Raw genomic sequence first — 23283 nt, 5'->3', positions numbered from 1 at the left:
GCGCTTACGACTGTAAGCCGGCGAAGGTCTTGAACTCTTCTGCCTCGATATAACGTTTAAAGTTATTGATGTCTTCCTTAATCATGTCTTCAAACACGCCGTTAAACAAGGATGTGATGCCTCGACCAACACTGCCGGCAGGAGGGAAGTAGCTGATCTCCACCAGCAACTCGGTACCTGTACCGTTAAGCGCGTCGCTGAATTCCACTTTGCCTGCATTGTCAATCATAGAACCTTCTATAGAACGCCAGCCAATATATGCGTTCTCTTCCTGGCGGGTAACTTCTGCATTCCAGCTCAGGCCCACCAGGTTTCCAGGAGTGTTAGCTACCCAATGGGATACATTCTCTCCGGTCTGCTCCACAGACTTCAGGTGTTTCATGAATTTTGGAAGGTTCGACAGGTTACTCCAGAAGCGATAGATCGTTTCCCGGGGTACATTTACTATAAATCGTTCAGTAATATTGATGGCTTCCGGATCGGATGTATCCTTACCCAGGCGTGTATAGATCGGGCATACACCTGTTGCTCCCCGGTAGAGTAAAACCCCACCCACAGCTGCTTCCTGCAAGGCTATGATAGGATGGCTCCAGATGTTTTTCAGTCCTTTATAAAAAATGACAGCACCGGCAGCGATTGAAATAACACGCTCCGTAGCATCTACATTGGGCGTTCCGGCGTTAGCCAGAAACGAATTGTTTAGTGTATCCTTAAATTTATCAGTTATGTTTTCCATTATGTATCGGTTTTATCAAGGAACATACGGGCGAACAACTTGTTTGCGATAATAGCGAAACGCAGCTATGTCACCGTCGCGGCTTAAAGAATAAATCATAAATTTGAACCTTCAATATGGATGAAAAAATAAGGCAGCTGAGAACTGTAAACGTTACCCGATATGTCATTCCTCTCAGAGAGGGGGGCTCCCTGCCCGCAATAGCAGAAGCCGATGACGAGTTCATGTACGTGCTCAAGTTTCGTGGGGCGGGACAAGGTGTTAAAGCCCTCATAGCCGAGCTCATCGGCTGTGAAATTGCAAGAGCGCTGGGACTTCGCGTTCCTGAAGTAGTCTTTGCGGAATTGGATGAGGCATTTGGCCGCACAGAAGGAGATGAGGAGATACAAGACCTGCTTAAATTCAGCAGGGGACTTAATCTTGCTCTGCACTATCTCTCAGGCGCCATAACCTTCGACTCGGTAGTCTATACCGTGGAGCCTTTGCTGGCTTCGAAGATCGTGTGGTTAGACTGCCTGCTTACAAACGTTGACCGCACAGCCAGAAATACCAATATGCTGATGTGGCACAACGAGCTCTGGCTGATAGATCATGGTGCATCATTATATTTCCACCATTCCTGGAGCAATTGGGAAGAGCAGTCAAAGAAGCCGTTTGTACAGGTAAAAGATCATGTACTCCTCCGTCAGGCTAGCGAGCTGGAGCTTGTTGACCGCGAGTTCCGCAGCGTGCTCAGTCCTGAAACAATCCAGTCGATCGTCAACCTCATCCCTGCTCACTGGCTCTCTGATGAAAGCAGCGAAGAGGCTGAACTCAACCGACGCGTGTATTATGATTTTTTAGTTACCCGGATCTCTAATTCCGACATATTCGTTAAAGAAGCCCAAAATGCAAGACAAACACTTATTTGAGTACGCCGTCATCCGCCTGGTCCCGAGGGTAGAACGCGAAGAATTCCTCAATGTCGGTGTAATCCTGTATTGTTCTTCCTCGCGTTTTCTGAAGATGACCATGACCATTGATAAAGAACGCATTCAGGCATTCGCAGGCGATATAGACCTGCAGGTTGTTGAACAGAATCTGAATGCTTTTTCTGCAATCTGTGCGGGAGGGAAGCAGGGCGGACCTATTGGTCAGTTATCAATAGCCGAACGCTTCCGCTGGATCACGGCAATGCGAAGCACCATCCTGCAGACCTCCAGGGTACATCCAGGCTTTTGTGCCGATCCCCACATGACCATTGAACGGCTCCATCAGGAGCTGGTATTATAGCAATTTCCCTTAACCGGTAAATTCCCTGATCAGGGGAAGGGTGAAGAAGAATTCAGATCCTTTCCCTTGCTCGCTTTCTACCCAGATGCGTCCCTGATGACGTTCTACGATCTCTTTGGATATAAATAGGCCGATACCCAGTCCGGAAATATGCGCGGCCAGGCTCTCGACCCGGAAGAAGCGTGAAAAGATATGCTTCAACTGATGGTCTTCTATTCCAAATCCAAAGTCACGGATTCCAACCCTTAGCTCAAGATCGGTCTTTCTTACGCTGACAATGATCCTGTTTGCGTCAGGTGAGTATTTGATGGCGTTGGAAATGAGGTTGATCAGCACCTGCTCAATACGTTGCCGGTCTGCCTGTACGGGAAGCACCAGCGTGTTGATATCCAGTTCTATTTCATGGTTGGGCGACGAAAACTGTATCGGTTCGATCACTTCAAGCAATAAGGCATGGAAATCAAATGTCTCAAAATCCAGGTGGAGCTTGCCGGATTGGATCTTGGACACATCGAGAAGGTCAGCAACCAGTCCGCTTATCTTGTTCAGCTGCTTAAGCGCCTTACTCACGAATATTCTGTTCCTGTTGTTCATCTCACTTCGCTCCAGGATCTGCAAAAAGCCTTTCATGCTGGTAAGAGGAGTCTTCAGCTCATGGCTGGCCAGCCCGATAAACTCGTCCTTCTTCGCATTGAGCATTCGCACTTCTCTATATAGCTTAGCATTATCGAGAGCAGTAGCCGCCTGGGTCACTACACCAGCCACCAGGTTCTGATGATTTTTCGTAAAACAGCCCGCTTCCCAATGGGCGAACATCAGGCCTCCCAAAATCACATTCCCCTTTGTCAATACTGGCATTACCATCAAACTCACCACGGGATGAATTCCGTGAAACAGCTCCTGAAGTCCGTTGGTACCCAGGGATCCCTTGTCCTTCCGGATATCATCGGAGCGAAAGACAGCTGTTTCCACGAAAACCTGATCAAAGAGTCCGGTCAGTTTATCTGCATCCAGATCTTGTAGGTGGCCTTTGGCGATTCCCGACAAGCTGTGCAGGCGAACAACCTGGCCTGTGTGGTCTGTCGTTTTATAATAGAAGGCGCCTAATTCGGCACCCGTAAGCTGAGTAGTTGCATCAGAGACCTTTTGCAGAATGACCTCGATCTCCAGATCTTCAGAAATTACCTTCCCAATGGAATGAAGTATTTCCAGATCGTGAGCATGGCGCTTGATGGCTCTTTCTGCCTCTTTGCTGTTGGTAATATCCCGTGCTATCTTCGAAGCACCTATAATATGTCCGTCCTTGTCTTTAACCGGAGATATGGTCAGAGACACGGCTATTTCTTTCCCGCTTTTTGTCTTCCTGAACGTTTCCAGATGCTCCACAGGGATACCTTTCCTGATATTGCTGATGATATGCTCTTCTTCAGACATCCGGTCTTCAGGGATCAGGAAGGAGATGTGCTCCCCGATTATCTCCGCTTCGGTATAACCAAACATGACCTCTGCACCTTTATTCCAGCTCGTCACGAAGCCATCAAGTGTCTTGCTGATGATAGCGTCGTCCGACGACTCAATAATAGCCGCAAGCATAGCCTGCTTCTCCTCGGAGATCAGCTGCATGGAAAGAGCATGGAAGATCTGAGAAATTCCAAGGACCCTGCCCGACGAGTCTTTGATCAGCGAAGCAGTGAGTGAGATATGCACCTCCTCATTCTTTTCGTTGAGCCTTGTAGTATGATAATGTTCCAGGGGATGCCCGGAGTTGAGCTTTCGAAGGTTTAGCTTTTCATCAAAGATCAAACGTTGCGGTATGATCGCCTCTACGGATTTACCCATGATGTCATGGGCCCGGTGACCTAAAATCCGGGATGCCGCAGAATTCCAGTGTATAATACATCCATTTGTGTCCAGCGTGATAATGGCATCGTGCGCACTATCGAAGATTGAAGACAAATCGAAGTCATTCAAGCTAATGAGTGGTTTGTTGTTGTCTTCCATTAAAACAAATATATTCAATAAAATATTTGTATAGAACTGAACTAAAGTTTAACCATTAATCAACATGCCATCTTCTGTTATTGCGTCTTATCACTACAATCCGGATACTCAAACGCTAAAGGTCGTGTTTGTTTCCGGAATGATATACGAATATCTGGAGGTACCCGAGTCGGTAATTGCAGAAATGAAAGCCTTCCAGTCGAAAGGAACTTTTCTCAACAAGCGGATTAAAGGCTCCTATACCTACCGGAAAGTTTCCTAATCTGCTGCCTGACGGATAATGGCGTAAACGTCGGTACCAGTTCCCCGAAAGGGGCCCGACGACTGGATCTTGAGCGTAGCCATAGCAGCACCGAACTTGCCAGCTTCCTCGCAATCAGCATTTTTTGATCGTTTATAGAGGTAACCTGCCATGTATGTGTCACCGCAGCCCGTTGCATCCACGATCTCATTGGGCGTATATGCAGGAATTTCGTGAAATTCACCCCCGGTATAGATCAGGGAGCCCTTGCTGCCCAGGGTGACAACTACTTCGTTCACCCCCAGTGCGGCAATGATCTGAGCACCCTCTCTCACATCATCACAGCCCGTGAGCACCGCCAGTTCTGAATCGTTAGCTTTCAGGATATCGACATAAGGGAGCGCTTCAGTCTTTTCAGCCCAGTCTGTTGCCACTACATTCTGATCCTTCACCATTCTTAGATATCCCTGCACATCGAGAGATACAACTCCCTTTGCCGACAGGTACTTAATCAATGCCAGCGGTATATCATCTCCAAGCAGCGGTCCCAGGTGGTAGGTTCCTGCATCCACGTCCAGAAAGGAGTTCACCTCGAAAGGATCAGCCTTCTGAGTGACCCTTTGTGTGCGGCTATCCTGATCCAGCCCGTAAATATTTTCAAAATACACAGTGTGAGCACTGGGAAGCGCCGTTACGGAAGTCCCTATGCTTTCCAGTCCCGACACAATAGGCCGTTCCGATTCAGCAATGGCGGTCACCAGGCTGTAGCGGGTGTCCAGGTTGGCAATAGCGTGCGAGAAATAAAAGGAAGTGCCTCCTGGCATATGTACTTCGCCGGAAGGATTTACAACTTTGTCGAGGGTAATATGTCCGATACAGCAGATGTCTACCATGTAATGTTCAAGTGTTATAGAGATGCTGCAAATGTAGCCATAAAGTTCAAGCAAACAGCCTTTGCGAAAATCAGGACCGCCCGCCGAGCTTTTCGCCCGCCAGAACGATATCGCTGCCGCTTGGAGCCTGGAAGATTTCAAGGTCGAAATGTTTTGCCGCAGCAAAGAGATGGTCGAATATATCTGACTGAATACCTTCGTATTCCGCCCATACAACTGTAGCAGTAAAGCAGTAGATTTCTACCGGTACGCCACGGTCATCGGGTGGAAGCTGGCGGACCATCAGCGTCATGTCCTTCCTGATGTTTTTATGGTGCTGAAGGAAGGCCTGGGTATAGTGTCTGAACACGCCAATATTCGTCATCCGCCTTCCGTTAATGAGCTCTGTGGTGTCCACATCATGCTCCATATTATACTCGTTGATCTCCAGCTCGCGCCGCTCTACAAAGTCCCTGATCAGGTAGAACTTTTTAAAGCGTTCCCGCATTTCCGGATCAACAAACTTAATGGAGCGGATATTAATATGGATCGCCCGCTTGATGCGCCGGCCGCCGCTCTCCTGCATGCCGCGCCAGTTCTTGAAGCTGTCTGTAATGAAATAGTAAGTAGGCACGGTAGTGACCGTCTTGTCCCAGTTGCTGATCTTAACCGTATTCAGATTCATAGCCACCACGCTTCCATCCGCATTAAACTTTGGCATCTCGACCCAGTCGCCCACTCTGACCATATCGTTGGCCGATATTTGCACACTGGCTACCAGACCCAGGATCGTATCTTTAAAAATCAACAGCAATATGGCTGTCATGGCACCGAAGGCGCTTAAGAAGTAGACCGGCGACTTACCCATCAATATGGAGAGCATGAGTATACCCACAGCGATGTATACCACGAGCCGGGCCAGTTGAAAATAACTCGCAACCGGCTTGCTCTTGAAAAGAGGGGAGCTGGAAAGAATATATTCCGCCGCCTTCAGGAATGACAGCACGACGTTCGTCATGACCACAATGATCCAAAGATCCAGTGCAATGACAAAGACTGGAAGCACCTCCGGAAAGTTAATGAAGACCAAAGGAGCAAGGGCCTTGAGGATCAGCACAGGGATCAGTCTTGCGAGATTATTAAGCAGCTTGAACTCGATGATGATATCGTCCCATTTCGTCGAAGTACGTTTGAAAAAAGCATGTATAAAGTTCTCTGTTGCCCATTTCGCGATGTACATAAGCAGATAAGCCAGCAGAGCGATCAACAGGATGTTACAGAAGAGCGTGATGTATGGGATCAGTTCGCTTGCGACACCCCAGTCGGCAAGGTAAGTGTTAAAACAACGTTGTATTTCTATCATTTCGGGCATTAAGATGTAGTAAAAAGGCCCGCAATTTACCAATTTCAACAGGAAGGGGCAGGTAAAAACCCTGTTAGGAAGCAGCACTTGCTTTTTAATTAAAAATTAATTCTCTTGTACTGAATGAATTATGCTGTCTTCTTAAAAAAAGCATAAAACCAGTTTGGAAATGAAGTGACTATTTGTACTTTTGTCGCGGAGAGTTGGCAGAGTGGTCGATTGCGGCAGTCTTGAAAACTGTTGACTGTAACAGGTCCTGGGGTTCGAATCCCTAACTCTCCGCCGAAAGGGATGATTTTTCAATCATCCCTTTTCTTGTTTATATCAACCACCTTTTTCCTGCATCCGCAAGGACTTATATAAAAACGGCGAGTTTTACACAGCAAATCAAAACTAATATTACACTGATCACCAACTTTGAGAAGACCAATTCCGGATGGTAAGCTACTAAGCTCAATCGCAATGTTCATTTCCACAACAGCATCTCATACCACCGTCGTCCGTTTAATTAAACGACTGCCGGAATTCCAAAGGTGACATGCCTGTTTTCTTTTTAAATAGCTTGTTAAACGACTGCGGATGCTCGAAACCCAGCTCGTAGGCGATCTCACTTACCTGCAAGCGAGTCGCGCTTAAGCGCTCTTTAGCATAATCTACAAGCCTGTTTTGAATATGCTGCTGCGTATTCAGGTTCGTATGCATCCGCAGTAAGGTACCCAGGTAATTCGGTGAGATATTCAACTGGGCGGCCATATAAGTAACCGTAGGGATCCCGCTTTCCAGCAAGTGCTTGCTCTCAAAGGACCGCAGGAGTACTTCCTCAAATCGTTCCAGCAGTTCATAGTTCGATTTCCTCCTTGTCAGAAACTGCCGCTCATAAAACCGCTCGGAGTAGATGAGCAATGTTTCCAGCTGCGCAAGGATCAGCTCCTGACTAAATCGATCGATATTCGCCTGGTACTCCTTTTCAATATTCTGCAGGATCTCCACGACTATCTTTTCCTCTTTATCCGACAGAAAAAGCGCCTCGTTGGCGGCATACTGGAAAAACTCATACGACTTGATCTTTTTCGCCAGCGGACTGTTCCACAGGAAATCAGGGTGTATAAGCAATAACCAGCCGGTCGGTTCCACTACAGCATCTTGATTTATCTCCAACTTTAAAAATTGAAGGGGCGACACGAATGTCAAAACTCCTGAGTCGAAATCATACTGTTGCTGCCCATAATTGAACTTTGCAATGATATTTCGCTTTAAGCCCACCGAGTAGAAGTGCTGGACCCACTTCAGCTCCGATTCATTAGGCGGATACTGAACCTGACTGTAATCGATCAGGCTGATCAGCGGATGCCCGGGTTTGGGCAGATTGCAAAAAGTATGAAACTCAGATATTGAGTTAAACTGGACCGTCGTTTCCATAAAGGCGAATTTACCTGATTATTTCCCTTGAACAAATCTCTACTGAAGGTGTCTTCCGGAAATGCTTAAATGTTCTTCTGCGCTGTCGGCCGTACTACAATTTCATTTACATCCACATCTGAAGGTTGGGAAACAGCGAACGCGACTGCTCTGGCGATAGCTGCAGCAGGAAGTAAATCAATCCTGAACCTTTCGATAGCCAGCTTCTTCAATTCCGGATCGGAGATCGTTTCTGCCAGTTCCGATTCTGTAGCTCCGGGAGCTACCAGCGTTACGCGGATGTTCCGGCTTACTTCTTGTCGCAGTCCGTCCGACAGTGCCCTTACCGCAAATTTGGTCGCGCTATACACAGCAGACGTCGGCCCGATCCAGCGATCAGCTACAGAGGTGACATTCACAAACTGTCCACTATCCTTTTCCTCAAAGATTGGAAGTGCGGCTGCAATGCCATGTAAGACGCCTTTGATGTTGACATCCACCATGCGGTGCCATTCATCGACCTTGTAGCTATTGATCATCGACAGGGGCATCAGTCCCGCGTTATTGACAAATACATCCAAAGTGCCGAACTGCTCCACGGCGTAGCCCGCAAATTCCTTTACGTCGTTGGTGTCGGTGACATCAAGCCTTTTATAGACGGCAGCGCCACCCTTGGCCGTGATCTCTTCCGCTACGACCTTAAGCCTGTCAACTCTTCGCGCGCCCAGAACTACTTTCGCCCCGAGGTCCGACAGATGTCTGGCTATCGCTTCTCCGATACCGCTGCTCGCACCGGTAATCGCTACTACTTTTCCTTTTACGTTTTCCATCATTTTTCTTTTGTTTGTCTGATAGATCAAAGGTCGGGAGCAGGATGCAGCCCGGTGTAGCTCAATCCTCGAATGATGTAGCTAAATCGTGGGAGGTACTTTTAGACGGTTTAGTTCCGGAATCGCTGCAACTCTTTTCTACGCCTCTCGATGCAGGTGTTCGCTTGATGAATTTTAGAGATCGGATACAGAATTCCTCTCCACTTTACTCTCTGTGCTCATAGGTATATGATTTGATTCCCAATAATTTACAACAAGAGGTTTTGAGCCCATGAAACAGGTGCATCTTTTTGCTGTTGTATAAGTAAAATTTAAACAATGAGTTGGACCTGCCCAAATGTGATCGGGAACTGCCCTGGAAAGATTACCGGCATTATTGTCAGCGAGTCAGCCTGGATAGCTTATTCGAGGGCCGTTCGCCGGAGTTGGTTCTAGCGTTTGATAAGGTGCTCGCTGAAGTGGCGGATTGGGAGAAAGTACTGGTGGGTGTAACACCGAACTGCATAGTATTTACCCGCAGGGTGGGTTTTCTCGTAATACGTCCGATGAAAAAATGGCTGGATATCAAGTTTTATTCAGCAGCCGCGCACCCGGAAAGACCGGTAGTCAAAAGCATCAAAGTGGGTAACAAATACGAGAACCATGTTCGCGTCGATGCAGCTGAAGATATCAGGCCGGATTTGTTCGTCTATATTCGGGAATCTTATGAATTGATGCGAAAGAAACGCCCGGAACAGTCAGCGCAAGTCCACCATGAAGTCGGCGATTATCCCGATCAATCGTAAATTTACCGCTTGGTATGAACCATGAGCAGTTCGTTTTACCAGACCAACCGTTTTCAGTAGGTCCTGCAGGTGTGGCCGCATTTCCCAAAAATAGAAGTTAATCCTTATACTTGCAGCTGTGGCGTACGTACGCGGACATATCTTATACTGGCGGAGGATTCTGATGATCCTTGTCGCACTGTTCGCATTGGCACCTTGTTCCGTGAAAAAGAATCTGTATCAGGCAGTAGGTGCCGGTTCGAACGATTCGCTCAATAAAACGCGGGTAACTATCTTTTCTGCTTCAAAATGCAGCTTCACTGATACCGCATTCCATAAGGCATCGAGCGAAAAGACTAATCCTGTTTTGACGATTCTTCCTGTCGATCTTTATGCTTATCATTTTGGTTCACAGGAACTAATATCATGCTGTGTAAAATCGAAGTACAGCTACTGTATTGCACCGAACGCTCCTCCTAAATACATTTTATTTAAGCGACTGAAGCTGGATCTGGCTTAATAAGCAAGTTCGCCCAATCAACTTTCGTTTAAATAAAATATTTCCCAATGAAGATTTATAGAGATGACCGGCCATCGGATATGGCAGGTCTTATTACGCTGTCCATGCGCCTGGTGATAGGCTGGACATACTTCTCCGCCTTTTGGAGAAGAATGGTTTTAGAAGACAAACTCATTCCTGGAGAAGCAGGCTATATAGGAGAGAAATTCAACCACTTCCTGCCGAATGCGCTCGGCATTAAGCCCATTATCGAGTATCTGGTCACTCATCCTGATGACCTGCATCTGGCCATGGTTGTTTTTACCATTGTTGAAGCAGTGGTGGGTTTGTTCCTCATGCTGGGACTGTTTACCCGCCTGGCCAGTATAGGCGTCCTGGGCCTCGCCATGGGCATCTTACTGGGTTCAGGTTGGCTCGGTACTACATGCCTGGATGAATGGCAGATTGGTGTGCTGGGCGTGGCCGGCGGTTTTACGCTATTTCTGAGCGGCAGTGGAGCAGGCTCCCTTGATCATTACTTCATGCAGAAGGGTTTGCCTTTTACCCGGACCAGGTGGTTTTGTTGGCTGGGTTCTGGAACCTTGCCCTTGAAACAGTTCAAAGTCCCCGTTTTTATCGCCTCAGCAATGATCTTGTTTCTTACCCTGTTTACCAATCAGGTATTTCACGGTGGGGTATGGGGAACCCTGCACAATAAATCCGTGAAACCAAAGGTGGAGATATCAGACGCCAGGATAGAAAAGGGAAGCCTGCAGTTCAGGATTTACCGGACGGAGGGCGCTGATGTCTACGGGTCTTTTCTGATAGAGATACAGCTCTTGAACAAGGCCGGTGAGGTGATGATGAAGAAGGATGCGGCCCAACTTTCATCCCTTTCTGCCGGTGAGATCAGAAATCACTATGTGACGAAGGCCAAACCCGGAAAACACAGCCTGATCATCCCACTGGGGGCAAAGGCGGATATCTCGCTCGACCTGGCCGGATTTCATGTAAACCCTGACGAGGATTATTCATTGAAGCTTGTTGATATCAGCGGGATCGAATGGGTGGCAACTGTAGGAAAGTCTATGGCCTTCCCTTAGCGCTTTTCTCCCTCTCTGTACTTTGGAAGGTGCTCGTCTGCTCTCTGAAAGAGTGAAGAGGGCGCGCTGGACCAGTGATGAGTCCGACCTGTATTATTCAAGGTCGGACTCGTCACTGGTCTGCACGCTGGTTTTCTTTCGACGGCAAGAGCCGTAAGGAGCGGAAAGCTCAGTCCGAAGGAGAGCGAAAAAGCTGGCGACCGGCGAATGGAACTCATAAAACCCCTCAGCGGACAGCCCGGTCTTCATTCCCCAAATTCGCAAAAATCAGCTGTTTTGCGACGTTTTTGGGAAGAATTTGGAAATTTTCGCTTAAGAATCGTCCTTTTTATTCCGCCGGCCTACCTTGAGGAAAAATAGAAAACCATGGCTATCATTGATCACAAAGGAGCAGTACGCGGAACAGCAGGTTCCGTAGTGTACCGCAGGTACCGCAACAAGAACATCATTCAGGGGAAACCCCGCAAATTCAAACAGACACCGGAGAGTGTAAGGGCTTCAACCGAGTTCGGCCTGAGCAGCTCGGCAGCGGCGGTGATCCGCAGGGGCTTTGAGCCTGCTTTCATTTTCCGCGACGGGGAAGCGGTCGCCCGCACAACAAAACAGGTCTACCAGGCACTGCGAAGCAGCCTGACAGGTAGTATTGGGGAACGCGACCTGCACGATGCCGATCTTCAGCAACTCGTGGGGATGGACTTTAATGGCAATAGCAAACTGGCAGAGGTGCTGCAGATCCCTCACGAACTGAAACGGGATGAAGAAGGAAACATCCTGGTTACTATAGGCCGCTTCCACCCGGCCAAAGACGTCAAAAAAGCGGCCGGATATGCTGCTTCGCGCTACCGGATCCGGCTGATGGCCGTGGCTTTCGACTTCCGCCAGGAGTACCTGGAGTATCTGGATATGCAGGATGTGGACTTTAAAAAATACGATGTGATGCCCGAACAAACCATCCGGCTCAAGGCTCAGGCTGATCCTGGATGTATGGTGCTGGTCAGCATGTCGCTGCTGATGTATGGGGAAATGGGACAAACGCATGAATACGTGCTGCTGAATAACAAGGGCTTCAGTCCATGCGCTATTATTGCTGCCTATCCCGCGGACGAACCTTCGCCTAAGGATGCAAGTCCCGTGGACGTCTGCCAGGCAGTTTTTCCGACGCGCTTCAACAACATGGAGGGTATGGGCTATGCCGGTAACACCTTGCTGAGAGAGTTTGCGAGGACGGGGTTTTGCAAAAAGCCGCTGGTGAATAAGAAACCCGTGACCGAGGTCAGGAGAATGCCAGAACTCCGAAAAAAAGTCGCTTTTTGAAGCTTGGATTTACAAATTTGTATGATATTACTTATTATTGTTAGCTCGACACACATCTATTTAAATGAGTAACATCCTGGTTGATCTGAATAACTGTAACATTGAACCCATCCATATACCTGGTCAGATACAGTCGCACGGATTCCTGATCGCAATTGATCAGGAACTTAGAATTCGCTTTTACAGTGAAAACATACACACTTATCTGAATCTACCGGCTATTGATATTATGGGTAAGCCGATCAGCGAGATTGAACCCATAATAGGGAAGAACGAGCCTCCCAACTTCATCAATCAGCTGATTGTCTTTGGAAAGACGAATGGGTTTGATCAAACCAATCCATTTCAGACGGACATTCAGGGACAGGCCTTCCATTTAATCATTTCCCAGTCGGCGGATTTCTTTTTGCTGGAATTTGAACCGTCGCTTTCTGATTTGAATCTGGATATTCAGAAGATGGTGGGGCGTTCTATTTCGGAGATGCTCGCGGATAAGAACCTCCAGAACTTACTCAATAATACCGCACTTCAGATCAAGAGCATCATCAGCTATGATCGTGTGATGATCTACAAGTTTGCAGAGGATGGCCATGGAGAAGTTGTTGCTGAAGCAAAGAACGACGATCTGGAACCCTGGCTGGGCCTTCACTATCCGGCATCCGATATTCCTCAGCAAGCAAGGGAGTTATATAAGGTTAATTTAACCAGACTTATAGCTAATGTGCATACCGAGCCATCGCGGATTCTCGCAGAGGAAGCCGATGCAGAACGGCGGCTGGATTTAAGTCCGTCGCAGCTCAGAGCGGTATCGCCCATCCATATACAGTACCTCAAGAACATGGGGGTACACTCCAGCTTCAGCATCTCCCTGATCTATCACAAGGAGCTTTGGGGACTGATTGCCTGTCATAATTATACGCCGCGTTTTATTAATTATAAATCACGGGAGTCTGCTAAGCTGATCGGCCAGATCCTGTCATCAGCTCTTGAGTTCAGGCAGGATGAAGAAAATCAAAGTATATATGACAAGTATAAAGCCGCTGTCAGTCAGTTATCTAAATCCATGCTGCAAAGCATCCGCATTGAAGATGCACTGACCAGTCAGAGTATTACACTCATGGATGTTGCAGACGTAAGCGGAGCTGTTCTGGTGTATGAAAATTCCACCGTCAGGCTGGGTGTGACACCTGACGACGAACAGTTGATAAGCCTGATCTCCTGGATAGGCGAGACGATCAGTGAGCCGATCTATTATACGCAAAATTTGTCGTCAATACATCCGGAGGCAGCAGCATATAAGGCAATAGCCAGTGGTATGTTCGTTTGTACGATATCTAAAGAACTGGGTGAATATGTGATTTGGTTCAAGCCTGAACAAATGCAGACCATCCAGTGGGCAGGGAATCCAGAGAAACCTGCAGAGGTAGATGTTGAAGACGGAATATTAAAGATTTCACCGCGGAAGTCGTTTGAGACCTGGTCGGAAACAGTTATTGGAACTTCCAAGCTCTGGACCAATGCGGAGGTGAAGTCCATACTGAGACTAAAAGGAGAGATAACCTATGCTATCAATCAGAAAGCAAGCCAGATAAGGGTTCTGAATGAAAAGTTAAAGCAAGCCTACGAAGAGCTGGATACGTTTAGCTTCACCATATCTCACGATCTTAAGAACCCACTTACGACGATCAAGAGTTACTCGCAACTGCTGATGCGTGATAAGAATATGTCTGCTCAGTCACTGGGCATTCTGGGTCGTATCGTTGCCTCTTCAGACCGGATGGACCAGATGATCCGGGAGGTGCTGGAGTATTCCAGGATAGGCAAGACCTCGCTTACCAAAGTGCCCATAGATGTTCGTGAGATGGTAGACGAACTCGTCAGAGATCTCCGGCTGGTTTATGGCACGTTCGACCTGGAGTTCACGCTCGGGGATACTCCGGTATTGCATGGAGATCCGGTAATGATGTCGCAGGTGTTCTCCAACCTGCTGAGCAATGCCATCAAGTATTCAAGCCAGTCTAATCCGGCACGCGTAAGTGTTCAGGGCACGATAACGGAATCGGAAATCGTTTACAGCATCACGGATAACGGGATCGGCATAGATATCAGGCAGCTTCCTTCGGTTTTCGACCTGTTCAAGCGAATGGATAATGTCCAGGATATCGAAGGTACAGGCGTTGGACTGGCCATTGTCAAACGGATTGTAGAAAAGCACCAGGGCAAGGTCTGGGTAGACAGTGAGCTGGGAAAAGGGTCTACGTTCTATCTGGCCTTTCAGCGTTAGGCAGCCTGCTTGAGTTCGATCCATCGTTTGAATTCCAGGAACGTCTCGTTAGCGGATTGGATCACTACGGCTTTCTCTTCGGGTGTAGCGACCTGTTCATCCAGGGCCGCCCGGAAGGAATTCCACATGCTGTTGGTCTGATCGCCATACCCGTCAAAGAAGGCCAGGGAAGTGCCGCTCTTCAGGTTGAGGAGCTTTGCGATCATTTTGCTGATATGTATGCCTCCGAGTGTGGAGCCTTCCATCACGTAGAGCGCTCCCCACACCTGAAGCTGGTTGGCTAATTCAGGCAGATGCTGGTCGGGAGCTAATTCGGGGACGGTGCCGCCAAGGGAGACGATATCTTCGGCAATAGCTTCTTTCTTCCTTCTCTGATGATAGTCAGGAAGCTCAAGTGGTTCAACTTTACTTATCTTTCTTTCCAGGGCACCAAAGTAGCTGTAAAATAATTCAAGCACTTTAACATAGTCTTGGTTTCCACGGATATTTTTGATCATGGGAACCATCACTTTTTCGAGGGCCACATGCAGGTCTTTTGTTTCTTCCTTCAGCGTTTCAGATAGCATACTTCATACAAAGATAAAAATTGTTCAATAAACCGGTCTGATCAGTGCGAGTCAAAGCAAGCTATCCTGGCGGCAGCGCGACGTTCAGACACTGAAAATCATTCCGTACATTAAACCAGACGTTGAAAAAGCTGTCTTTATTATATTCACCTAAACCTTTCCGCTATGAGAGCCAGCATAATCGCCTTATTTATTCTTTTTACGGGAACCACGATCCTAAATGCACAGACGATCCAGATCTCTAAACGAACTAATATTTTTGGAGATACGATCACCACCATCCGCAATGGAGAGGGCAGGGAGCTCGGAGGGATCAAGCAGTCTAAAGATTTCTTCGACAATAAGATCCTGAGCTTTTTGGGCGCGGACGGAGCGGTCATCTATTCGGTTAAGAGGTCTACCGATATCTTCGGCAATAACATAAAGGAAGTCAGGGACAAGCATGGAAGAGAGATCAGGTCTTTAAAGAACTCTAAAGACTTCCGCGGAAACAGGATTATAACGGTATATGAAGGAGGCCGCACGTTGGCTGAGCTGAAGGTGTCGAAGGATATCTTCGGTAATGAGATCAAGACCTTCACAGGGTCCAGAGGCGAGAGGATTTACACGATCAAAGAGTCAAGGGATATTTTTGGCGACACCACGATCACGCTGGAGGGAAACGCGGATCCTGACCTGGTCAGGATGATGTTGGATTTTCTGAAAGAGTCGTAGGCTTAAGAGCGCGTAAATATTCCCTTTCTAATTATATATTAAAATGTCAAACCGACAACATTTAGGTCGATTTTTGGTTAATTTTGATTAATGGACAACGATGCTGAATTAACGCAAACTAATGCGCCGGTTTTGAATCCTCAGGATGAAAAGCAGGCGATCCTTGCTGCTATTATTGCATCTACGGATGATACTATTATCAGCAAGACACTTGACGGGATAATAACCAGTTGGAATCCTGCAGCTGAGAAGATGTTCGGGTATTCCGCTTCTGAAGCTATAGGGCAACATATCACACTAATCATACCTCCTGAACGGTTCGACGAAGAAGCCTTCATCATCGGGCAGGTTAAAAAAGGGGAGAAAGTTGACCATTTTGAAACGGTCAGACGGGCCAAGGACGGCAGTCGGATTCCGATATCGCTTACGGTGTCGCCGATCAGGAACAGCAGTGGTGCGATCATTGGTGCTTCCAAGATCGCCCGTGATATTACCGAGCGACAAAAAGCAGATGAGAAACAGGCTGTATTGTCGGCTATCGTTACCACATCTGACGATGCGATCATCAGTAAGACCCTCGAGGGGATCATTACGAGCTGGAATCCATCCGCACACAGACTCTTCGGTCATTCCGAGCAAGAGGCTTTGGGAAAACATATCTCCCTCATTATTCCCCCTGACCGTTTAAGTGAGGAGGACGTTATTATCGATAACATCCGCAGAGGAAATAAACTAAACCATTTCGAAACGATAAGGATGACCAAAGACGGGAAGATGATCCCTATTTCGGTCAGTATTTCTCCGATCATGAGCAGCAGCGGCAAGATCATTGGTGCCTCCAAAATAGCCCGCGATATTTCAGAGCAAAAGAAAATATATGATCAGCTGAAGGTGTTGAATGCCAAGAAGGACGAGTTTATCGGATTAGCCAGTCACGAGCTGAAGACACCGCTGACCAGCATAAATGGCTACCTGCAGATACTTGCTATGCGCATGACGGATGACAAGAACAAGTCGTTCCTGGAAAAGACCCAGCAGCAAGTAAAGAAGTTAAGCTCTCTTGTGGAAGATCTGCTGGATATTTCCAAAATAGAAGCTGGGAAGCTAAGTTTCGCTACAGAAGAGTTTGATATTTGTGAGATAATAGAAGATGCGGTTGATCTGATTTCTCATGCGAATAACAGCTATCATATCACGTTCCAACCAGCAGTTTCTTCCTGCTTGCTTACCGGGGATGCACACCGGATCGAACAGGTGATTATTAATCTGATGACGAATGCCATCCGCTATTCTCCGGGTAGTGACGCGATTGAGATTTTCTTAAACGAGGAGAGCGACGAGATAAAAGTGGGCGTGAAAGATTATGGTGTAGGCATAGCCCCCGAGAAGCTGACGAACATATTTTCGAGATTTTACCGTGTGAACGAGGGGAATGCGAACGTTTCGGGACTCGGAATTGGCTTGTACCTGTGCCACGAGATCGTGACCAGGCACGGGGGAAAGATCTGGGCGGAGAGTGTACCAGGCGAGGGTAGTACCTTTTGGTTTACTGTGCCGCGGGAAACAGCTCAGGACTAAGGAGTTAAAACTAACCAATTATAACCAATTTATGCTAAAAGCCCTTATCTCAGTTACCAGCCTCGCTGCGCTGGTAACAGCTGCGGCAATGTCCCCTGCAGATCGTACGGACCTGCCGGTGCCGCCAACAAAATGTGAAGTGGCTGCCATGCCCTCGTTTGCCTCACTGCCAGCCATTGCGAAGCTCCCGGATCCATTTCTGTTTATGAACGGCTCCAGGATGAAGAAAAAGAAGGACTGGACCTGCCGGAGGGAAGAGATTGCCCGCCTGGCGCAGGAGTTTCAGTACGGCTACAAGCCGCTTACTCCAGCTTCAGCTACCAGCGGCAGTTTTGCTGAAGATAAAATCACCGTCAGCGTAACAGATAAAGGTAAGACCATCTCCTTCGTTTGTACTGTAAGCTATCCGAAGACAGGCAAGAAACCTTTCCCCGCCATCATCGGAATGGGTGCATCCAATCTCAATAATGCAGAGCTGCTGAACATGGGTGTTGCTGTGATCAGCTTTCCCAATAGTAAGGTTGCCGAACAGATGAATGCAGGTTCGCGCGGCAAGGGCTTGTTCTATGAGATGTATGGCGCTGATCATTCTGCCTCGGCCACTATGGCCTGGGCCTGGGGATTGAGCAGGTTGATCGATGCGCTGGAGAAAACACCGGAAGCCGGGATTGATGCAGGCAGGTTGGGCGTAACAGGCTGTTCCCGGAACGGAAAGGGCGCCTTGATTGCAGGAGCTTTCGATGAACGCATCCAACTCACGATCCCACAGGAGCCGGGAGCTGGCGGGGCGGCCAGCTGGCGTATCTCTGATGCGCAGAAGGTAGCGGGGAAAAACGTACAGACTCTCTCGCAAATTGTAGGAGAAAATGTTTGGTTCAGGGAGAACTTCAGGCAGTTTGGCCAGGCCTCTGACAAATTGCCTTTCGACCAGCATATGATCGCTGCCCTTTGCGCACCGCGCGCCCTTCTTTTTATTGAGAATACGTCTGTAGACTGGCTGAGTCCGGTGAGTGCATTCATTACTGCCCATGCTGCACATCAGGTTTGGCAGGCGCTAGGGGTGCCCGATAAAATGGGATTTTCTCAGATCGGGGGCCATAATCACTGTGCTATGCCTGATTCTCAACTTCCGGAATTAAAGGCGTACGTCCGAAAATTTCTGATCGGTGGGAGCAAGGAAGACACACGGGTGATGAAGTCGGACGCGAATCTTGCGCTGAACAGGGGAGAATGGGTGGACTGGAGTGTGCCAGTACTGAAATAAGGTAGGTTCATTGATGGCAGTTCACATGAGCAGGACAGGAGCGGATCTATCGGGATCGGAAGCGAGAAGGATTGCGCTGACAGCACAGGGATTCAATAGCTTGTCGCGCCAGGGCGAGCTTACTCCCCGCCAGATGCGGAAAGTCATTGAACAGTTGGGGCTGCTTCAGATCGACAGCGTAAACGTGCTTGTCCGCGCTCATTATATGCCCATCTTTTCCCGCCTTGGCGGCTATGACTCTGAGGTACTTGATGCACTGTTATTGAAGAAGCCGCGCCGTTATTTTGAGTACTGGGGACATGAGGCCTCGATATTGCCCATTGATTGTCATCCGCTTTTACGTTGGCGAATGGCAGAGGCGGAGCAAGGAAGGGGGATCTGGAAGCAACTGGTACCTTATGCTGGCGAAAGGCGTCATGAAGCAGATGGATTGCTGAACCGCATCCGGATGGAGGGCCCTTTAGCAGCATCCGACCTGACAGGGAAGAAAGCATCCAAAGGCATGTGGATCTGGAGTGACGTGAAGCATGCTTTAGAGTGGCTGTTCTGGTCTGGGAAGGTCGCAGCTACTCACCGTCGCGGGAGCTTTGAACGCGTTTATGACCTACCGGAGCGGGTGCTTCCTCAGTCGGTTCTTCAGCTACCTACGCCTGATGAAGTTGCCGCAAAGCGCATGCTGTTGGCACTGGCGGCAAAATCGCTGGGCATTGCCACGGCTGACGACCTGCGGGATTATTACAGACTGCCGGGGGCAAATATCAGTACTGCACTGCAGGAGTTGCTTGAGGAAGGGACAATCAGTTCGGTGCGGGTAGAGGGCTGGAAGCAGCAAGCGTATCTATACAAGGACGCACGTGCAGGCCGGAAGCTTAGAGGGGCAAGCCTGCTGTCGCCTTTCGATCCATTAGTCTGGCACCGGCCACGTACAGAACGGCTGTTTGGCTTTCGCTACAGGCTGGAGATCTACACTCCCGTACACCGGAGGGAATACGGATACTATGTCTTGCCCTTTCTGCTCGATGGTATGCTTGTAGCCCGGGTGGACCTTAAAGCAGATCGTCGGAATAATACGCTACTGGTCCTGGGGATCCATACAGAGCGTGATGCGCCTGAACATACTTTCATGTGCCTGATGGACGAGCTAAGCGTGATGGCTTCCTGGCTGGGCCTGTCAGAGGGAGTCATCGTTCTATAAAGCTTATTTTTCTGAAGCCAGCCTGGTAGATGCATGAAGATCTATCTTTCTTCAGGGAGAAGGTTTCAGAAAATCGAAAGCACCTTTCCGGAGTTGAACGCCATATTCGAGCCAGGCCTTGAGACAGGCGAGGAAGTTAGCCCAGCCACCCGTCTGTTGCAGTGCCTCATGTACGCCTTCGGGGCTGAAATCCATCTCATGCTCTTCTATGCGTACAACCGTTGATCCATCTTCACGGGCCTCCAGGTTGATCTCTACCAGCATACCTTCTTTGCCTCCGCTCCAGTCAAACGAAATGTGTGACCAGGGAACGACATCTTTGACGCTGACCGGAAAGTGGTCCGGGAATTCAGGAAACCACCATTCGACGGTCTGGCCGCTGGTTAGGGTATCGGAGCCAGAAGCAAAATAGTTCTGCATTTCACTGGGGTTGATGATTGACTCGAAAACTGTTTCAGGGGATTTTTGGATTTGTATGTAGGCTTTGGCGGTAAGTTTTGTGTTCATGCTTCAATGGGTTTGTTATTGCTATAGTCGTGCGGGTCACTTCTTTAAATTTACGTATTTGCTGGTTTTTTATGCTGATAGGCGGGGGTTAAAGGAGATTTTAGGTTATAAGCAGGGGCAGAGACGGAGGGATTGTTTTCAGTGATGTTGAGGGGGATGCCTTACGCAACGCGACAGCTCTTTTCAGATTCTATCCAGTATCATTGTGCGGAGAGTAAGGGGCATTGTACTCTTTGAGTCCACGCTTTTATTCAATATTTTAGAGGGTCTAATTCTTTACTCACCACTCAATTTTTTCTGACATAGCTGCGGATGTCATACCGAAAAATAGCTAATGATAAGGTACTTATCATTAGCTATTTTAGCTAGCTGCTTTTATATAATAAACAATATCTGTCTGCTGAACTACTAATCTTTAGTTCACCCGCCTGGGTTTCAATTAGGGGCCAAAAGATTATGAGGCATTTGGAGAGTTTCGAGCGTTGGAGGCGAAAATCTTCATTTCCGTTCAACTGAGGGCGAATTTAAGGAGTTTTTTGGAGAGGTGGAAATTGGGCTGTAACATATTTGTAACATGGCAAGCCTGTCAAGCCTTATTCTAACCATTATCATATGCTATATAAATACCCATCTGCATGAATAAATTTAAGGGAAAAGCAGTCATCCCTACGCACACCTGATCTTAGTAGCCCATTTCATAAATGCGCGCTTTATTCCATTGCATTGAAATTTGCCAATGAATCCCTAAATTGGCTGTCAGAAAAGGGATCACTATTTAACAGATTTTTTAAAGGCTGAAATTATATTGCTCCTGATGCATCTTTTGCAATTGGCAAAAGAAGATAGTGTTGTTGACAACCTAGATTTATATACAAGAATGTGCAAAGAAGAATGAAGCTCATGCAAGAATTAAAATAAATCAACTGGTTGAAGAAGCAGGGTGGCGATTCTTTGATAATGAGGACGGTAAAGCAATCATGAAGCGTTGCGGTCATTTCAAAGGAACATACGACCCGGTAGTTAGAAATCTTGTAGGGCTAGTGAGAAGTTTACTAAGCAGATAATAGTGCAATGAACTTAAATTAAAGTAAAGCAGATTCGGCAGTTGCCTTTGAGTATGAAGACAATTCGTTCTGATCAATCAGGTTTACTCGTTTCGGTTTTTCCAACAATCGAATAGCATTTTCATATGTCTTGAAGAGACTTCTTGATCTGGGTTTAGCTATAATAACGTCGAATAGATAGTCTTTTTCCTTGGCTATGTCTTCCAAATCTAAATATTGCCCGTAGTATTGATAGGCTTTTCTTGTTATTATCTCGGGCCTGGATAGATCGAAGCTAACAGGCTTTACTAAGTGCAATTCATCCTCATCTTTCCACGCTACATCAAATTTGATCTTCGACGAAGAGTTGGGTTCAATAGAGTAGTCGAAATGGAATCGATTTGTTTCCTTAATAGCAGCTGACTGATGAGCAAATTCCTTTATCAACTTTTTATATTTATTAAGAAGGCTTGATTCATCAATACGTTTTGCCACATTTTCCTGAGATTGAAACACAGAAAAATACAGGTTATAAAGCTGGTTTGTTATATGGTCTAAATCCAAGGTATATAATACCGAAGTTCTAAAATTTCCAAACTGTAAAGATGAGGAGTCTGATGGCAAAAATTCTCTTTCCAAAAATACTTTCAGAGATGTGCCTAAATCATAATCAGAAAATATTTCCGGATTTGTATTAAGCTCTTCTACTCGTTTATTGAAGTATTTGAAGTAAGCCTTAATTGTTTTCTCGGGTACATGGGGATAAGCAAATCTTAACCTGATTAGCTTTCCCGGATAGATAAATTCTAATCTCTTTTGTAGTGGAAAATATGCAATTAGGCCAACATTCAATACTTCACCTAGAAGTTGCGAATGATGGTATTGAAGAAGTGCATATGTAAATATTCCTTTGCTCATGAAATTAGCCCTAATAGTATATTACGAAACTTATTGGAATTTTGTTTGAGATGCCGAAGATAGCTAATTAATATATCACTTGCACCAATAGCTATTCCTTCCTTTTGCAACTCCTCTAAATGCCATTTTACTTTATCTATATTCAAAACTTTCAATCCCTCTTCAAAGGTGTCGAACAACGTCTTCTTCGTACCTTTATATGACTTTAAAAGATTAAAAAAAAGGTGTTTTTTGTAATTTCCCGGCCAGTTATTTTGATGGAAATTCTCTATTAATTTCGTGAAAGCTTTTCCATCTTCGTCATCTATTATATTCAACGTCAATTCGTGGTCTATTAATATAAAACCATCATCATCAGCCAGCAAATTAGGTTTATCTCGAAAACCACCCCGGTCTACATTCAACACTAAGCAATCAAAGGCAAATAGAGTGGCGCAATCATGTATATTAAAAGAGCCCTTCAACTGTTCGTTTACCAAAATTCCATTTGAAAGTTCACTGCAGTAAGTAACTCCCTTAAATTTTCCTGCAAGAACATCTCGTTCTGCTACTCCTAGAGTGCTATAAAAATCTGGATCGTAAAGGTTAATGATACAGGCTTCAGGTACAGCCAAATCGAATTCTCCTGATAAGAAATTACAAATAAATTCTTTTCCTATGCTATTTCCCTGTTGAATATTTTTATCTGAAAACACTTTTGCTACGTAGGGTACCTCGTCGGGAACATCTACGTCAGCCGGAATAGCAACAATTCTCCAAGGCTTTGTGGAGCCTCCAGACTGCATATAACCATCAAACCTAATTGGTACAACTTTTTTCAA

The 23283-nt window shown here is 47.0% G+C and carries 22 protein-coding genes and 1 tRNA gene; 13 read left to right on the top strand and 10 right to left on the bottom strand.

The genetic code is table 11. From position 1 onward, the window contains the following. Positions 1-4: 4 nt before the first annotated feature. Entirely contained in the window at positions 5-736 is a 732-nt protein-coding gene (locus ACO1NU_RS04160) for an SRPBCC family protein (RefSeq protein ID WP_448817201.1), read from the bottom strand. A gap of 116 nt (positions 737-852) precedes the next feature. On the opposite strand from ACO1NU_RS04160, the gene ACO1NU_RS04155 reads away from it, so the two are divergent. Both ACO1NU_RS04155 and ACO1NU_RS04150 read left to right on the top strand, forming a co-directional pair. Further along, positions 853-1647: a HipA family kinase gene (locus ACO1NU_RS04155; RefSeq protein ID WP_448817200.1), complete on the top strand. Its 795-nt coding sequence runs from the start codon at positions 853-855 to the stop codon at positions 1645-1647. Further along, positions 1625-2008 carry a DUF3037 domain-containing protein gene (locus ACO1NU_RS04150; RefSeq protein ID WP_448817199.1) on the top strand — a complete coding sequence of 128 codons (384 nt, stop codon included), beginning with the start codon at positions 1625-1627 and terminating at the stop codon, positions 2006-2008. The genes ACO1NU_RS04155 and ACO1NU_RS04150 overlap by 23 nt, the downstream gene beginning before the upstream one ends. 9 nt (positions 2009-2017) lie before the next feature. On the opposite strand, the gene ACO1NU_RS04145 is transcribed toward ACO1NU_RS04150, so the two are convergent. Then, a complete protein-coding gene (locus ACO1NU_RS04145; protein ID WP_448817198.1) occupies positions 2018-4009 on the bottom strand; it encodes a PAS domain S-box protein in 1992 nt (663 codons plus the stop codon). Between the two features lie 64 nt (positions 4010-4073). Between ACO1NU_RS04145 and ACO1NU_RS04140 the strand changes: the two genes are divergently transcribed. Continuing rightward, positions 4074-4271, top strand: a complete 198-nt coding sequence (locus tag ACO1NU_RS04140) for a KTSC domain-containing protein (RefSeq protein WP_448817197.1) — start codon at positions 4074-4076, stop codon at positions 4269-4271. On the opposite strand, the gene ACO1NU_RS04135 is transcribed toward ACO1NU_RS04140, so the two are convergent. Together ACO1NU_RS04135 and ACO1NU_RS04130 are read right to left on the bottom strand one after the other, a co-directional pair. Continuing rightward, the gene (locus ACO1NU_RS04135) at positions 4268-5143 is read right to left on the bottom strand and encodes a PfkB family carbohydrate kinase (protein WP_448817196.1); all 876 of its coding nucleotides are present in this window, start codon (positions 5141-5143) and stop codon (positions 4268-4270) included. The two genes, ACO1NU_RS04140 and ACO1NU_RS04135, sit on opposite strands and share 4 nt — an antisense overlap. A gap of 70 nt (positions 5144-5213) precedes the next feature. Then, positions 5214-6485, bottom strand: a complete 1272-nt coding sequence (locus ACO1NU_RS04130) for a mechanosensitive ion channel family protein (RefSeq protein ID WP_448817195.1) — start codon at positions 6483-6485, stop codon at positions 5214-5216. Positions 6486-6682: 197 nt separating this feature from the next. Between ACO1NU_RS04130 and ACO1NU_RS04125 the strand changes: the two genes are divergently transcribed. Beyond that, positions 6683-6767: transfer RNA gene (locus tag ACO1NU_RS04125), tRNA-Ser, on the top strand. A gap of 222 nt (positions 6768-6989) precedes the next feature. On the opposite strand, the gene ACO1NU_RS04120 is transcribed toward ACO1NU_RS04125, so the two are convergent. Both ACO1NU_RS04120 and ACO1NU_RS04115 read right to left on the bottom strand, forming a co-directional pair. Continuing rightward, positions 6990-7904, bottom strand: a complete 915-nt coding sequence (locus ACO1NU_RS04120; RefSeq protein ID WP_448817194.1) for a helix-turn-helix domain-containing protein — start codon at positions 7902-7904, stop codon at positions 6990-6992. Positions 7905-7969: 65 nt separating this feature from the next. Beyond that, complete coding sequence (locus ACO1NU_RS04115; protein ID WP_448817193.1) at positions 7970-8716, bottom strand: SDR family oxidoreductase; 747 nt, start codon at positions 8714-8716, stop codon at positions 7970-7972. A gap of 320 nt (positions 8717-9036) precedes the next feature. On the opposite strand from ACO1NU_RS04115, the gene ACO1NU_RS04110 reads away from it, so the two are divergent. From ACO1NU_RS04110 to ACO1NU_RS04090, 5 genes are all read left to right on the top strand, one after another. Beyond that, complete coding sequence (locus ACO1NU_RS04110; RefSeq protein ID WP_448817192.1) at positions 9037-9498, top strand: DUF5655 domain-containing protein; 462 nt, start codon at positions 9037-9039, stop codon at positions 9496-9498. Between the two features lie 118 nt (positions 9499-9616). After that, complete coding sequence (locus tag ACO1NU_RS04105) at positions 9617-9997, top strand: hypothetical protein (protein ID WP_448817191.1); 381 nt, start codon at positions 9617-9619, stop codon at positions 9995-9997. 47 nt (positions 9998-10044) lie between these two features. Then, positions 10045-11079, top strand: a complete 1035-nt coding sequence (locus ACO1NU_RS04100; RefSeq protein ID WP_448817190.1) for a TQO small subunit DoxD — start codon at positions 10045-10047, stop codon at positions 11077-11079. A 366-nt stretch (positions 11080-11445) separates the two neighbouring features. Further along, positions 11446-12393 carry a hypothetical protein gene (locus ACO1NU_RS04095; protein WP_448817189.1) on the top strand — a complete coding sequence of 316 codons (948 nt, stop codon included), beginning with the start codon at positions 11446-11448 and terminating at the stop codon, positions 12391-12393. A gap of 64 nt (positions 12394-12457) precedes the next feature. Then, a complete protein-coding gene (locus tag ACO1NU_RS04090; RefSeq protein WP_448817188.1) occupies positions 12458-14677 on the top strand; it encodes an ATP-binding protein in 2220 nt (739 codons plus the stop codon). On the opposite strand, the gene ACO1NU_RS04085 is transcribed toward ACO1NU_RS04090, so the two are convergent. Then, on the bottom strand, positions 14674-15243 hold the full coding sequence (locus ACO1NU_RS04085) for a biliverdin-producing heme oxygenase (protein ID WP_448817187.1): 570 nt from the start codon (positions 15241-15243) through the stop codon (positions 14674-14676). The two genes, ACO1NU_RS04090 and ACO1NU_RS04085, sit on opposite strands and share 4 nt — an antisense overlap. A gap of 165 nt (positions 15244-15408) precedes the next feature. Between ACO1NU_RS04085 and ACO1NU_RS04080 the strand changes: the two genes are divergently transcribed. From ACO1NU_RS04080 to ACO1NU_RS04065, 4 genes are all read left to right on the top strand, one after another. Continuing rightward, a complete protein-coding gene (locus ACO1NU_RS04080; RefSeq protein WP_448817186.1) occupies positions 15409-15957 on the top strand; it encodes a hypothetical protein in 549 nt (182 codons plus the stop codon). Positions 15958-16047: 90 nt separating this feature from the next. Further along, positions 16048-17535 carry a PAS domain S-box protein gene (locus ACO1NU_RS04075; protein WP_448817185.1) on the top strand — a complete coding sequence of 496 codons (1488 nt, stop codon included), beginning with the start codon at positions 16048-16050 and terminating at the stop codon, positions 17533-17535. Between the two features lie 31 nt (positions 17536-17566). Then, positions 17567-18799: a glucuronyl esterase domain-containing protein gene (locus ACO1NU_RS04070; RefSeq protein WP_448817184.1), complete on the top strand. Its 1233-nt coding sequence runs from the start codon at positions 17567-17569 to the stop codon at positions 18797-18799. Between the two features lie 25 nt (positions 18800-18824). After that, positions 18825-19994, top strand: a complete 1170-nt coding sequence (locus ACO1NU_RS04065) for a winged helix-turn-helix domain-containing protein (RefSeq protein ID WP_448817183.1) — start codon at positions 18825-18827, stop codon at positions 19992-19994. 51 nt (positions 19995-20045) lie between these two features. Here the strand turns inward: ACO1NU_RS04065 and ACO1NU_RS04060 are convergent, their stop codons facing one another. From ACO1NU_RS04060 to ACO1NU_RS04050, 3 genes are all read right to left on the bottom strand, one after another. Continuing rightward, positions 20046-20501 (bottom strand): SRPBCC domain-containing protein, encoded by a 456-nt coding sequence (locus ACO1NU_RS04060; RefSeq protein WP_448817182.1) that lies wholly within the window; start codon positions 20499-20501, stop codon positions 20046-20048. A gap of 1082 nt (positions 20502-21583) precedes the next feature. Continuing rightward, positions 21584-22462 carry a hypothetical protein gene (locus ACO1NU_RS04055; protein WP_448817181.1) on the bottom strand — a complete coding sequence of 293 codons (879 nt, stop codon included), beginning with the start codon at positions 22460-22462 and terminating at the stop codon, positions 21584-21586. Further along, on the bottom strand, positions 22459-23283 hold the full coding sequence (locus tag ACO1NU_RS04050) for a HipA family kinase (RefSeq protein WP_448817180.1): 825 nt from the start codon (positions 23281-23283) through the stop codon (positions 22459-22461). Before ACO1NU_RS04050 ends, ACO1NU_RS04055 begins: the two co-directional genes overlap by 4 nt.

The organism is Arcticibacter sp., assembly GCF_053551015.1.
Note: the sequence above shows the minus strand (reverse complement) of the source record. Positions and strands in the feature narration are given on the sequence as shown.